Below are 13,438 nucleotides of genomic sequence, written 5' to 3' on the forward strand. Positions count from 1 at the left end.
CATGCAAATACTAGTGATGAGTGATACACACGGTGATAGCGATGTGATTGAAAAGGTTCGAGGCTTTTATCCAAACATTGACATTTTGATACATTGTGGGGATAGTGAGCTTCCTTTCTCCCATCAGGTATTAGAGGGCATGAAAAAAGTACGGGGTAATTGTGACGTTGATTCAGCCTTTCCAGATGAAATAGTGATTGATGTTGACGATATAAAAGTTTTTGCAACCCATGGTCATCTATTTAATGTGAAAAGCTCTTTGCTATCATTATCCTACCGAGCAAAAGAAGTGGATGCACAAATTGCCTGCTTCGGACATTCTCATATGCTAGGAGCAGAGATGATTGATGGTATATTATTTTTAAATCCAGGGAGCCTGTTAAAGCCGCGTGGACGCCAAGAGAAGAGCTTTGCCGTTGTGGAGATTAATCAGACAACTTTTAAAGTTGATTTCTTTACGGACGATCACCGGCTTTTAGACGCTTATACATTTATGCGAAATGAATAATGATGGTTGTAGAAATCCGCTTTATTTAGCGGATTTTTAATTTGTAGGCGGCTTGAAGGTGTTCTTAGTGGTAAAATTGACTATGAATTAATTTTAATGATGAAGGAAAAATAAATATAAAAGACAATAAAGGAGAGAGTATGGAAAATATATTTGGATGGAATTTTGATAATAGTTATGTCCAACTAGCTAGCATTTTTTATTCAGAACTAGCCCTTAACCCTGTACGTGCTCCTAAGCTGGTCAAATTAAATGAGGCGGTTGCCTCGTCATTAGGTTTAACGATTGAAGCCTTATCTAGCGAGGAAGCGGTTGCGATTTTTGCAGGAAATAAGGTTCCAGCTGGAGGGAATCCTATTGCTCAAGCCTATGCTGGTCATCAATTTGGGCATTTCAATATGCTAGGCGATGGCCGAGCACTGTTGCTTGGAGAGCAAATAACCCCAAATGATGAACGTTTTGATGTCGCGCTAAAAGGCTCAGGAAGAACGCCTTTTTCTCGTGGCGGAGACGGCAGGGCAGCACTTGGACCCATGCTGCGTGAATATATAATTAGCGAAGCCATGCATGCACTTGGTATTCCCACTTCACGAAGCTTGGCTGTTGTAACAACAGGTGAAACAATTATCCGTGAATCTGAACTTCCGGGTGCTGTTCTAACTCGTATTGCCAGCAGTCATTTGCGCGTCGGTACCTTCCAATTTGCAGCACAGTGGGGAACAGATGAGGAGCTAAAAATGTTGGCAGAATATACATTAGAGCGACATTTTCCAAATGCAGATCAGGCTCAAAATCGTTATCTTTATCTACTACAGGAAGTAATCAGAAAGCAGGCCTCTCTTATTGCAAAATGGCAGTTAGTTGGCTTTATTCATGGTGTGATGAACACCGATAATATGACTATTAGTGGTGAAACGATTGATTATGGCCCCTGTGCATTTATGGATACCTATGACCCAGCGACAGTGTTCAGCTCCATTGATAGACAAGGTCGTTACGCATATGGCAACCAGCCCAATATAGGTGGCTGGAATTTAACACGCTTGGCTGAAACATTATTACCTTTAATTCATGAAAATCAAGAGGAGGCAATAACCTTAGCTCAAGAAACATTGCAACAATATCCCAAATTGTATCATGATCACTGGCTAGCGGGTATGCGTGCAAAGCTTGGAATTTCTAATGAAGAAGAGCAGGACGCGCTTCTTATTGAAGAGCTACTTAAGCTTATGCAGCAATATCAAGCGGACTATACAAATACATTTATTGCATTAACCTTTGAAAGATGGGACGAATCACAGCTATTTAGCTCATCAGCATTTAAAGAGTGGCATAGTAAATGGCTTGAGCGATTAACAAGACAATCGCAAACAAAGGAAATGTCCCACCAATTAATGCGTAATCATAATCCAGCAATTATTCCACGAAACCATCGTGTAGAAGAAGCATTAGAGGCTGTAGTCGAGCATGGGGACTACACTGTTATGAACAAATTATTAAAGGCCCTTGCGCAGCCGTTCGAGCATTCTAATGAGCAATTACAATACGCAGCATTACCAGCACCATCTACACAGCCATATCGTACATTTTGTGGCACATAATTAAGCGAGGGGAACTCCCTTCGTTTTTTTATTTTGTCAAAAGGTCACTTCTAGAATCCAAGCGCATACCCTATGTATGAATAAATGCTAAAGGAGACTAGATTAGATGTATAAATATTCAAAGGGTTGGTTTGTTAAAGAATTGCGTAAACATGGAATCCTAGTACACCCTCAATTAAAAAATCATTTAGGGCTTTTTAAAGAATCTGAGCTTCGCAATTTATATTATCGCTTTGTTGTAAAAGAAACGCTAGAAACGAATCAAAAATAAAATGTTTGAACTACTCTTCTGTAGGAGAGAATTGATTCTACAGAAGGGAGTGATTTGATGTGGAGAAAACCATGGATTTTAACGCAAACATGGCAGGATGTATTGTTTTTGCATTGGCCGGTTCCTCCTTCTATACTAGAGCAGCAAATCCCAAAAGATTTAAAAGTAGATCTCTTTGAACAAAACGCTTGGCTTAGTATAGTGTTTTTTAAAGTAAACGGACAAAGACTACGATTGCTACCAGCATTCCCTGGAACTGATTCCTATGTACAGCTCAATATACGTACCTATGTGACGTACAAGGGAAAGCAAGGTATTTATTTTTTTAATTTAGATGTGACAAATCGCTTTGTTGCACAATTAGCTTCCATGGGTGGTTTAAAATACCGTTATGCAAAAATGGCACTACAACTAAAGGATAATAGCTACTTTTTTACAAGCCATAGTAATAAATTTAAGGAAAGAGCAAGGATTTCTTATAAACCATTGCCTAGTGAAATACCTAGTAGCAGCTTTGATAAGTGGTTAGTAGAACGCTATTGCTCATGGACAAAATCGAAAAATGTATTATTACGTATCGATATACATCATTTACCTTGGCAGCTTCATAAAGCGCAAATCAATATTGAAAGCAACACGCTAACTCCTTTTACGAATGAAATGCTCCAAAGGACTCAACCAATAGTTCATTATGCAAAGTGCAAGAAGGCGAACATTTTTCCACCTGTTGTTGAACAGAAAAACCAGATTTATTAACAAAAAAATCAATGTTAATAGATCTGGTTTTTATGACTAGAAGAGATAACAAAACTGGAGGACAATCGCTTGGGCAATCATATCTGACATAGCAAGTGCTTCAGCCTCAATTTCATCAAAAATGTTTACATCTGTTTGATAATCTTTTTGTATCATGGTTATCGCTTCATTTTTCGTTAACGCTAAATGTGTATAGAACATTTGTTGCACACCTTCTATGCTTAAGTAAGGATTGATACTGTGTAAAAATATAGCAATTTCATCAGCGTTTCGATACCAATCTTTTTCTTTAGCATCTGCTGTTTTAGCATCTCCTTTAACAGCAGCAGTCACTAATTGTGCTGCTATAGTAAGATGTTCCTTTATTAAGGTAGCATAATGATCAGCAATGGCATCACCATAGAATGGGCGTAGACAATTGCCTAAGTCAGTCGCATTGCGCAACAATCGTTGTTGCACGAAGGGAAAATCAGGAAGATTAAAAACAATGCTAATAATTGTCATCCTCGTCCAATTGACATGCTCCATCCAGAGAAGTCGATTCATCGCCATAAAGTCAGCCTCAGTTTTACTTATACAGCGCCGATAATCATTTGACGGTCTTAAAAAATGGCGAACTGGTGCCGTATAATTAGTGTATGGAGCGGGATATAGCATACTAAGGGTAAACCCTTGTGAATAAGGATACAATAATTCACTCCTTTTTATTTTTCCTTTACTTTAGAATACTCTTTAAAAATTTCGAGTATGATAGAAGGCAAAATCGATTATTCTTCATACCATCTACAGTAAGATTAATGTCTGTTATAAAATTATTTGCAGTGTTAGTTAAATAAAGGAGGGCTTGATCAATTACCCAGATAATTGCTGCGCATGACCAACCCCACGAAGCTGCTGATAATCCCCAGTTTCAATTATCCTGGTGAAATACAATATGACCGTTATGTTAATGCGACATTTTGTTACCGATAAGCCTCTACTTCAAATTCAGACATTTCAACACGAATAGGGGCTGAAGAAAACTGCACCATCAAGAGATCTCATCACCTTAACGGAAAAAGGCACTCGCTAAATTAGTTTGTATCATTTCATTCCTTTAATGTTAAACCTATGGAGATTTATATTGAAACTTACCCGCATTATTTATTAAAATATATATATTATACAAATTAATCAGAGGTTCACCTTCTGTTACATCAGTTGGAATAAAAAGTGCAGAATATTTTTGCTCTAGTAAATCGTTCTCTACTTACTGACCTTAACTCTCTGCTTATATCAGCATTGACAACATGAGTATCTTGTTGTGCATTTGCAAAACGGTATCATAACTCTCGTTTTTGCAACTCATCATTTTAGTAAAAAAAAACGGTCAATCCAAGCAAAAAGAATGAAAAAGGTAGCATAAAGTCACTAATTAATTCATATAATAATCTTTATGAGGCAAACCTTGCCTTCAAAGTAAAATTAATGTTGACATTTCCCCATAAAGTACATATAATAAATATTGTCCTTCATATGAAATATATAGAAACGACATCATGTCTCAGTAGCTCAGCTGGATAGAGCAACGGCCTTCTAAGCCGTCGGTCGGGGGTTCGAATCCCTCCTGGGACGTACTAAAATCAGTCACAAACCATTGATACAATTGGATTTGTGAGAAACTAGGGATTCGGTCGGGGCTTCGGTCACTGATGCAGAATCCCTTTTTTATTACCCTAAGAAATTACGTGAATATAGTACCGAAATTATCTTCCAATTCAATTGAATGGAGGATTTTTTTTATGACCAAAAAGTCGGGGTTATTTGATGTAGATTTCTCAATGACAACTAAAGAGCTTACCGCTTCTATCAAAGGGGAGAAGTCAATGGCTGCTCGTTACAAGCTCTTTTCAGAAGCGGTGAGAACTATTATAAGTCAAATGGAGGTTAGTGGTTATAGACCACGTACCATTAAGGATTATGATACAGTGCTGATGAACTTCTTAAAGAGTGCAGGGGTTACCTATTTGGAAGAAATCACTGTAAACACAATTTACTCATGGCTTGATAGTATGCAGGTAGTGAATCAAACAAAGCTAACACGCCTAAAAGTTCTGAAATCGTTCTTAGGCAAGTGTTCCACCAATGGTTGGCTGAGCTTAAACTTTTGGGAATCAATCAATGTGAAGGTAGATAAGAAGGTTAAAAGGGGAGCAAAGCCTAATGATATTGCTATCTTAGTGTCGCTAATTGATAAGACTACATTCATTGGTCTAAGAGATGTGACTGCCATTTTAACAATGTACAAGACAGGGGTTCGCATTAACACGTTGGGGCAGTTAAGAGAGTCGCATATTGATTGGGGAAACAAAGTTCTTGTGCTAGATGGAGCGATATTGAAAAACCACCAAGTGTTGAAGTTACCAATTGATGACCAATTAATTGATTTATATCGAATACTAATTCAATGTAATGACAAGCTTAGAGAACACTATGGAGAAAGTAATGCCAACTTGTTTATATCCTTGAAGGCAACAACATTGAACACGAAGTCAACTAACAATGCCATTTCTAAACAACTTACTAAGTATGCTAAGCGCTATGGACTTGAGAATATCAATGCACACGCTATAAGAAGGGCTTATGCAAAGAACTTACATGACAAGGGAGCGAGTGTAGCATTAATCTCAAAAGCTCTCGGTCATAGTGATTTGGCTGTAACAACACAATACCTTGATTTAGATGTGGAAGAAGTGGCAAAAGATTTAAGGGAGTATCTATAAATTATTATGGCTGTCTATGTCTTAGATTCATTTAGATTCTTTGATGTAGGCGGTTAATTTTGCACTAAGCCGTTGTCCTTAACTCAGTCTTCGTGTAATGGATATTAAACTACTTATTGACATTTTAGGGTTTTTGAAATAACATATGAATACTAAAGAATACAAATGAATACAAGATTGATTTTAAGGAGATGCTTTTTATGAATACACCTAAGACTATAACATTTAGAACTGATGAAGCGACATATGAAAAAATCGAAAAGCTAAAGGAAATATTGTTTCAGGGAAAAGATGTAAGTAATTCAGAAGTTCTACGTTATGCAATCGATTCTTTATATAATAATCAGGAGAAAGTTTTCTTTGAAGACGAAAGGATTCTTGAAGTTGTTAAATCATTTATTACATTCGGATTCCTAAGGAGTGCTGATTTTAATGAATTTAACCAAGTGGATTTTAAGTTACTAGAAAATATTTTAGGGATGATTGATGAAGTATATGAAGACTATGAGATTTCGGAAATTAAAGAGGCGGGAAAACTTTACGGTTCTGATGAAACAATAACTAAAGGAAAGTTAGTTCGTTTCAAACATCGTATAGTGCCAGAACTGTTTTTAAAAGTTATGCATAGTTGGAAGGAAGAATATAAAAATTTTACAGATGATGAATTAGTGGATTTAATATTGGATAAATTTGCTGAGGAAAGCTTTAAGAATGATGCAAAAATTAAATTCCATATCGAATAAAAAGATTTCTTTTTAGCAATAGTTTTAGGCACTGACAGCACAAAAAATAAGAGATTCCTTAATCCTAATGAATCTCATGTGCCTAGTTAATTAGCGAGAAAATCAATTACTAATATAAAGAAAGACTATTAGTAGTTGAACATCTCGCAAAATGACTATTAGCTAAAAGGAGCAGATTAAATTGGAATTAACAACATTAGAAGCTATTCAATACTGTATTGATGAAGGTATTGAGGGAGCAGAGAAAAGGTTACAAAGCTATGAACGTAGAGGGAGAATTGATAATTCAAGTGTTCTAGAAGCTTTGATAAAAGACTTTCTTACAATTCATGTAACTTGTGAACTTAAAACAGATGAAGAAGGCAAGATTCTAAAAGGTAAAGAGCGCAGATTCCTTTTAGGTGAGAAACGTAGCGAACGAGCAGAACGTATAGATGGTCGGAGAAGCAATGGGGCTAACAGAGAAGAAGACAGAAATCTTCTTGACGAACATATCCTTAGAACCATTGTCAAGCTAGAACCAAAATACTGGAATTATGAAAAAGATACTGTTGAAATTACAACAACGGAGCTTATTCAACATTATGCTCTGATAAATCCAAATGAAATTGAGCATAAAAAAATTTTGAAAATAATCCATGATAATATTTTTGGTGAATCGAAGCTAGTCTACGCACATCAAATCACTGAGTACATTCGAGGTTATATTCGAGATACATATCGTAACATTTTAACAAGTTCTCTTAATGCACTTGAGAAGAGCGACAGAATAATATTATCATTTCGTTACTTTGTTGCTGACAAAACAGGAAACAATGAAGTTGATGAATTTGGTTATACTGCTATGAAGGCACAGATAGAGTCTGAAATAGATGACTTCAATTATAGAAATAATACTAGATACGCATTGAACGCCTATCAAAAGATGAGAGCCAAAGAAAAGCGTTTTCGCAAAGAAATAGAAAGAGACTTTTTGGAGCATATGGAAAAGAAATGTGACATTCTTGTCTATAAGAAAAATGTTATTCGTATTCTGAATAAAGAGAGTGTTAAAGTTGCACCAGAATTGTCTACACAGGTCTATTCAGACATTCTTTTGAAGCGTGTAAAAGCGCATTACATTGAAGCTTCATCAAATTTGGATAGTAGTTTTTTTGAGCGATATAGGAGCTTCATCCTTGCAAAAGTGATTGAAGGTTATGATGTGAAGCTTCCTGATTGGTGTTTGGAGTATTTCGGGAGATATTCAGGTGGGTTTGGTCAAGTAACTTTTCATGAAGACTTACTTACAGAGGAAGAGAAGGAGGCAGTTGGTTTGATTGCAGTTTCTCCATATAATGAAGCAGAAATTGAGACACAGTTACCATTTTAAAGCAAAAAGCATATCATTAAGTTGAGTGTGCTTTTTTTGTGTCAAATTGTTTGTTTCGCAATGCTTATGGGTTCATACAAAGCCATTCAGCGTGATACGAAGATTAATGATACAAGAAGCGTAAGAGCAAGAATAAGCTTTTAGATGAAATTAAGCGTGTAGCGAGGTTGAACAGATTCAAATTTGAGTTAGCTTATAGTAACAATAGAAAAAACTCACAGAGCCGTTTAATAAGCTTGTGAGCTTTTAATAATAAAGACGAGGGTTCATCTTCCATAAAAGTCATTTGAATGGCGTCATCATTAAATATGTTCAAGCTAATTCTCAATGAAATTTATTTTAAGCTGAAGTTTCAAAATGAGTTCACTTACTTAAATTTTTCTGCTACTTTCATAAAACCCTCAATTTTGTCGGGTTGTTCCAAAGCTTTAGACATAAACATCTGCAAAAACTTATCTTCAGGGCTACTAGATGAATTTTTTTGAATTTGTGCAATAGCTAATTCGACTGTTTGCTCTAGCATTTCATTATTTCTTAATTTAACAACATCTTTAAGTTCAGCAATAGAATCTTGGATATTTAAAAGATAAGGTACTATGTTGTGATTTTGTGTATCGTATTTTAAATCATCATTATCTTGAGGGCTTTCTTCTTGAATACCGAAAGATAAAATTGTTTCTCGTAGTCTATTTTTAGCATTTTCGGCTTTCTCTAAATCATTGGTTGCGTAAGTGATTGTTCTTACATTTGCTAAATCGAATGGAATGGAAGTATCTTCATCTTTAATAGGAATCAAGGGTTTATTTAGAGCGTGACGGAAACCAATTTCATAAAAAGCGTTAGGATTATGTTCAGTCATATCTGCGATAACCAACTCTGCTGTTTCTAAGTGGTTAATAATAGTGGTATCAATTTTATCAACACCATGTATTTGGTCAACTCGAATTACTTCAAACTCAAGTTCTTTACAGACTGGCTCAATAATATGTTTTAAAACTGTATCGGAGCGTTTTCTTTGTGGTGAATTATCTGCTCCAATTGGACAAACTACAAAACAAGTTTTCATAATCAAACCTCCATGGCAATATGTATACCAAAAATTGAATTTATTGGTACTTATGTATTGTAGCATGTTTCAGAACCTTTGTGGAACAAATGTAAAACACTGTTACGGCAGACGATACGATAAGGTCTAATACCTTAGAAGGCTATTTAACAATAAAGTGCAGTGCTATGCAGAAAAATTCCTATACAATGCTCGAATTGAATAAAAATTCAAATAGTAGAGGTACATAAGGGGAATTATTTCATCGTCTAAAGTGTGTAGTGGTAGATAGATAATTTCATGAAAGAACTAGGGTCTTTACGATAGTGGATGCGATTAGATTAAAAGACCATAAAAAGGAAACAATTCAATGAGAAACGGTTGATTTATGGGGGCATTTCTGTATGTTCACTTACAGCAGATTGCCCCTTAAAATATAGATTTTATGTGAGTTGAGGTGAGCTGTCATGAAGCTATCAGATGGCTTATTCAAGGTCGCAGGAGAGCTGTGACAAGTCGTTACAGGTTGAGTTGACACATTGGTCAGAGAAGGACAATGGCGTGTCAAATGGATGATTGGAGCGCTACACGTGTGGGAGTAGAGAGGGGGTATTTTCCGATATTTTGATGTTGTTGAATGAAGAAATGGAACTACCTACTACACGCACATCAACAGGATAATGAAGCGATACGAGAGCAACCTTCAGTAGATAGATGGTATAAACTAAGTGTTTATGCCATTTTTGATTATGTACAAGGGATTCAAAGAAATGGTATGATTTGGATATGAATGATTATGGAGGCATTTGTATGACACTTTTAGATACAAAAATCAACTTCTTACATGAACGTGTTGATAGTAAAAGTTTTGAGGGAAGTCATAAAGTATATGAGGGAAAGATAGATGTGTTTTTAAGATTCCTTATGGAAGAAAAAAGCGTTAACGATAAAAACTTTTTAGCATATCTAGAAGGTGTAGATTCAGATGTAATTTGCGAAAGTATAGAATATTATGTTGAGAAGAATAGAGTGAATTTTAAAGGTACAGTTGAGTTGCATAAAGTAGTTGTATTTACATTTTTTGACTACCTAAGTGCGAATGAGGGTATCAAAAATCGCTATTTTGATAGCAAAGATAATTTTAATATATTAAAAGACCATGTTGAAAAGAAGATTGATGACTTAGGGCTAAAAGAAGAAAAAAGTAGAGAAATCATATCAGATGACATGTTTGAGGTTCTGCTTAATGCTTGTGATGAAATATTAAATGGATTTGATTTAGAGCAAATGCTTTGTAAAGAACCTAACGAGCATAATAACCCTATTCAAATGTATATTTCAGCCTTAATTACAAAGCTTGTGTTATTTGCAGGTTTAAAGAATCATGTTTTAACAAGTCTTTCAATTGATGATTATGATAGCGAATTGAATATATTAAGTGTTAATAAGTTTGAGATACATCTACCAAACAATTTTTCTAAACAAATGAAGCAATATTTGACGTTAAGAGATAAGGTTATTGAAAAATCAAATAGTAGTGCTAGTAGTTTATTTATTATGAAAGATGGAAGTGAAATTGGTTCTCAAATAAGTAATAATTTTCATATTTTAACTAAAATAAAAGGCAATATAACTGCTGATGGAGTGGCTAAATATGCTATTATCCAAATGATAAAAGAAGGTATTGACACCTCTCTTGTTAAACAAGTAACAGGTTATAGAGATACTACAATTGAACATTGCCTAGAGAATTTTAGAGAAATTTCAGGGGAAAATGCTATCAATAGGTTATTAAATTCAAAGTTAAGAAACTTGTATGCTTTTGATAAAATGTGATTATCTTCATCCTTTAATAAAATCATACTTTTAAGATGTTTTTTTTAAGAGAACATGCCTTATTTCTTAATAAACTTTAAAAGGAATTAATAATTATTTATATAATTGAAGAGGTGATGAAATGAAATTTTTATACAGTTCGATGCTCATTCATGAGGATATAAATGATATAGAAACAATTATTAATAACATTGGGAATGATAAAATAGAATTAGTTTTAGATTCCAATATTTGCGTATACCTTAGGGATTTTTATAAAGAGCCTAGTACAATAACATCTAGAGTAGAAATATGGAGTGAACTAAAAAAACTGTTGTATTTAATTGAATACAATGATTTAGAAGTAGATTTTTATTTAGGGTTAGAAGAATCATCAAGAAATAAAAGTAATTTTGAAATTATTGAAGACAAGTTTTTTGATACTTTTAATGTATTAAGTAACTTATTTTCTTTGGATTATTTACAAATGATAGAACATAGTAAGTTGATTAAATTCGATGCTCCCATTAAAGATAATAGTTTAAAACAGTCATCTAAAATGAAAGCGTTAGAACAAAAAGGGGTATTTCAGAATCAACTATTTTTGAATTATGCATGTTTACTAAAATTATATTTGCTTGTAGAAGAAAAAGATAAGTGGACAAATGTTGAAAAAATGAAATTATATCTAGATTTTTTAGAAAAAGATTTAGATGTTTTAGGTGGAGCAAATATTCTATTTGGTCATTTATTATTAAGTGGAGAAACTAAAGCCAAAAAATTAATTCACCCTCAGAAGAAAAAAAGAGAAGAAGTAATTCATGCTATTTGGAATGCAGCAATAGATTTAACTTTTCCAAATTTGGTTACACATAAGTTTTTTAATAGAACAAAGGTACCGATATTTGTTACTGCAGATGAAAGATGCTGGAGAATTTTTAACTCTTTGAAAATGAGAGCTATGATAACTGATAATAATGGGTTAGCTACAGCACCATTTGTAGAAATGGATTTATCAGGTACACTATGGAATAATAAAGAGTTGTTAGATATTAATCAATATCATGATACGATAATTGATAGAAGAAAATATTATAACATAACTCGTAATAAAGATTTATCTAAAATTTTAGATAATTTGAGAATGGTTTGTTATGGCTTAGAAAAAGAATTGTGTGAATTGTTTGATTGATTTAGTTTTTCTTAAAATCATGATTTAAAAGTTTCTAAATTAAGTTTGATATAATATTTTTGTACTTTAATTTCATTAACAAAGAAACAATAATCAAGCGTACGAGAATAACCACAACAAAGAGCTAATTTTTTACATACTATATTATAGATTTGCCGAGTCTTTAAGAAGAGCTAAATGACAACCTAAGTTTGAGTATGATATTGGGTTTTAAGATAGAGTAACGGTTATTGGATTAGGACAGGGGCGTGGTGGTAACCTGCTATTGATATGTGACTTGTTTCACTCATACGAATTGAAGTTGCTAGGAAACGAACTAAGCTTTGCAATAGGCTTGTATAATGTTATCATTGGTTCAAAGATAGTTTCGGTCTAAAAACGTAATTTGACCGAATCCCTAGTAGAGTTTAAAAACGTCTCAAATTGTTGGTATGACTGTGTTGTCTCAGTAGCTCAGCAGGATAGAGCAACGGCCTTCTAAGCCGTCGGTCGGGGGTTCGAATCCCTCCTGGGACGCTAACTTAAGCCTTACAGCCACAATGGTTGTAAGGCTTTTTATTTTTATGTATAAATGCATATTTTGTTATTTGGTGCCCAGAAGGTGCCCAAATCACTTTTTTTTATCAAAATGAGTATTGGCTCTTTGATCAGTTTCTTCTAATAAATGTCCATAAGTATTCATTGTTGTGGTAATACTTGAATGTCCCAAACGAGCTTGAATATATGGGCAGCAGGGTAAAATGCAAATAAGAAATGACTAAATACAACCATTAAACAGGCTAGTCCTCTTAAACCATCTAAATAATAAATTCGATTAAATATAATATTTCACTAGCGTCGCATTAAAATAATTCAACATACTTCAAAAAACTGAATTTTCTGCAATATTATCCATACATAAAAAAAGCCTTTATAATGGTTGGGCGGTAGTAAACCATCCAAATCCAAAATAAAGGACATAAGCATGGATAAGTTTACACGAAAAACATCATTTGAACAATGGTTTTCACCTATTTCTTCTACACAAATGGAGATATTAGTTGAAATTCATCAATTAAATTACTATACAAAAAAGCTTCACATCGCTTCATTCTTGAAATTATTACTGTTTGCGCAGCTAAATGAAACCGAAAGTCTACGTGCCATTAGTGACACGCTGTTATCAGATGACTTACAAAAAGCGACGTATTTAGAGTCCATTAGCTTTTCGCAGTTAGGTCGGCGATTAAACCAAGTGCCAACTGAGTTTTTCCAACGAATTTTTCTAGACTTAGTCGAGCAAATTCATGAGAAAATGAATTTTGAGCATAGGCGAAAAACCACAACACCACTGAAAATCATTGATTCCAGAACACTGCCATTAAACTTAAACA

The 13,438-nt window shown here is 34.2% G+C and carries 13 protein-coding genes and 2 tRNA genes; 13 read left to right on the top strand and 2 right to left on the bottom strand.

The features are described from left to right. The first annotated feature begins 1 nt into the window (after position 1). From B2R82_RS16825 to B2R82_RS16840, 4 genes are all read left to right on the top strand, one after another. On the top strand, positions 2-508 hold the full coding sequence (locus B2R82_RS16825) for a metallophosphoesterase (RefSeq protein WP_286926027.1): 507 nt from the start codon (positions 2-4) through the stop codon (positions 506-508). A 140-nt stretch (positions 509-648) separates the two neighbouring features. After that, a complete protein-coding gene (locus tag B2R82_RS16830) occupies positions 649-2,109 on the top strand; it encodes a protein adenylyltransferase SelO (RefSeq protein WP_286926028.1) in 1,461 nt (486 codons plus the stop codon). 106 nt (positions 2,110-2,215) lie between these two features. Continuing rightward, a complete protein-coding gene (locus B2R82_RS16835; RefSeq protein ID WP_286926029.1) occupies positions 2,216-2,380 on the top strand; it encodes a DUF2639 domain-containing protein in 165 nt (54 codons plus the stop codon). A 57-nt stretch (positions 2,381-2,437) separates the two neighbouring features. Next, a complete protein-coding gene (locus B2R82_RS16840) occupies positions 2,438-3,136 on the top strand; it encodes a YqjF family protein (protein ID WP_286926030.1) in 699 nt (232 codons plus the stop codon). 36 nt (positions 3,137-3,172) lie between these two features. On the opposite strand, the gene B2R82_RS16845 is transcribed toward B2R82_RS16840, so the two are convergent. Further along, positions 3,173-3,826, bottom strand: a complete 654-nt coding sequence (locus B2R82_RS16845) for a hypothetical protein (protein WP_286926031.1) — start codon at positions 3,824-3,826, stop codon at positions 3,173-3,175. 850 nt (positions 3,827-4,676) lie between these two features. Here B2R82_RS16845 and B2R82_RS16850 point away from each other — a divergent pair. The 4 genes from B2R82_RS16850 to B2R82_RS16865 all read left to right on the top strand — a co-directional run bounded on the left by B2R82_RS16850 (position 4,677) and on the right by B2R82_RS16865 (position 8,013). Continuing rightward, positions 4,677-4,750: transfer RNA gene (locus B2R82_RS16850), tRNA-Arg, on the top strand. A gap of 167 nt (positions 4,751-4,917) precedes the next feature. Then, entirely contained in the window at positions 4,918-5,898 is a 981-nt protein-coding gene (locus B2R82_RS16855; RefSeq protein WP_286926032.1) for a tyrosine-type recombinase/integrase, read from the top strand. A 200-nt stretch (positions 5,899-6,098) separates the two neighbouring features. After that, complete coding sequence (locus tag B2R82_RS16860) at positions 6,099-6,641, top strand: hypothetical protein (RefSeq protein WP_286926033.1); 543 nt, start codon at positions 6,099-6,101, stop codon at positions 6,639-6,641. Between the two features lie 181 nt (positions 6,642-6,822). Beyond that, positions 6,823-8,013: a hypothetical protein gene (locus B2R82_RS16865; RefSeq protein ID WP_286926034.1), complete on the top strand. Its 1,191-nt coding sequence runs from the start codon at positions 6,823-6,825 to the stop codon at positions 8,011-8,013. A gap of 367 nt (positions 8,014-8,380) precedes the next feature. Here B2R82_RS16865 and B2R82_RS16870 read toward each other — a convergent pair whose 3' ends face one another. Then, positions 8,381-9,079: a hypothetical protein gene (locus B2R82_RS16870; RefSeq protein ID WP_286926035.1), complete on the bottom strand. Its 699-nt coding sequence runs from the start codon at positions 9,077-9,079 to the stop codon at positions 8,381-8,383. 616 nt (positions 9,080-9,695) lie between these two features. On the opposite strand from B2R82_RS16870, the gene B2R82_RS16875 reads away from it, so the two are divergent. The 5 genes from B2R82_RS16875 to B2R82_RS16900 form a co-directional block, all read left to right on the top strand. Then, the gene (locus tag B2R82_RS16875; protein WP_286926036.1) at positions 9,696-9,848 is read left to right on the top strand and encodes a hypothetical protein; all 153 of its coding nucleotides are present in this window, start codon (positions 9,696-9,698) and stop codon (positions 9,846-9,848) included. A gap of 20 nt (positions 9,849-9,868) precedes the next feature. Further along, positions 9,869-10,894: a hypothetical protein gene (locus B2R82_RS16880; protein ID WP_286926037.1), complete on the top strand. Its 1,026-nt coding sequence runs from the start codon at positions 9,869-9,871 to the stop codon at positions 10,892-10,894. A 142-nt stretch (positions 10,895-11,036) separates the two neighbouring features. Continuing rightward, positions 11,037-12,065, top strand: a complete 1,029-nt coding sequence (locus B2R82_RS16885) for a hypothetical protein (RefSeq protein ID WP_286926038.1) — start codon at positions 11,037-11,039, stop codon at positions 12,063-12,065. 442 nt (positions 12,066-12,507) lie between these two features. After that, positions 12,508-12,581: transfer RNA gene (locus tag B2R82_RS16890), tRNA-Arg, on the top strand. Between the two features lie 448 nt (positions 12,582-13,029). After that, a partial coding sequence (locus tag B2R82_RS16900) for a DUF4372 domain-containing protein (protein ID WP_286926039.1) occupies positions 13,030-13,438 on the top strand: 409 nt, incomplete at its 3' end.

It is taken from the genome of Lysinibacillus sp. UBA6686, from assembly GCF_002455205.1.
Taxonomy (GTDB): Bacteria; Bacillota; Bacilli; order Bacillales_A; family Planococcaceae; genus Lysinibacillus; species Lysinibacillus pakistanensis.

What these genes read in the sequence shown, in the direction of transcription:
- B2R82_RS16825 (WP_286926027.1), top strand. Translation starts at nt 2, where the DNA reads ATGCAAATACTAGTGATGAGTGATACACACGGTGATAGCGATGTGATT.
- B2R82_RS16830 (WP_286926028.1), top strand. Translation starts at nt 649, where the DNA reads ATGGAAAATATATTTGGATGGAATTTTGATAATAGTTATGTCCAACTA.
- B2R82_RS16835 (WP_286926029.1), top strand. Translation starts at nt 2,216, where the DNA reads ATGTATAAATATTCAAAGGGTTGGTTTGTTAAAGAATTGCGTAAACAT.
- B2R82_RS16840 (WP_286926030.1), top strand. Translation starts at nt 2,438, where the DNA reads ATGTGGAGAAAACCATGGATTTTAACGCAAACATGGCAGGATGTATTG.
- B2R82_RS16855 (WP_286926032.1), top strand. Translation starts at nt 4,918, where the DNA reads ATGACCAAAAAGTCGGGGTTATTTGATGTAGATTTCTCAATGACAACT.
- B2R82_RS16860 (WP_286926033.1), top strand. Translation starts at nt 6,099, where the DNA reads ATGAATACACCTAAGACTATAACATTTAGAACTGATGAAGCGACATAT.
- B2R82_RS16870 (WP_286926035.1), bottom strand. Translation starts at nt 9,079, where the DNA reads ATGAAAACTTGTTTTGTAGTTTGTCCAATTGGAGCAGATAATTCACCA.
- B2R82_RS16875 (WP_286926036.1), top strand. Translation starts at nt 9,696, where the DNA reads ATGAAGAAATGGAACTACCTACTACACGCACATCAACAGGATAATGAA.
- B2R82_RS16880 (WP_286926037.1), top strand. Translation starts at nt 9,869, where the DNA reads ATGACACTTTTAGATACAAAAATCAACTTCTTACATGAACGTGTTGAT.
- B2R82_RS16885 (WP_286926038.1), top strand. Translation starts at nt 11,037, where the DNA reads ATGCTCATTCATGAGGATATAAATGATATAGAAACAATTATTAATAAC.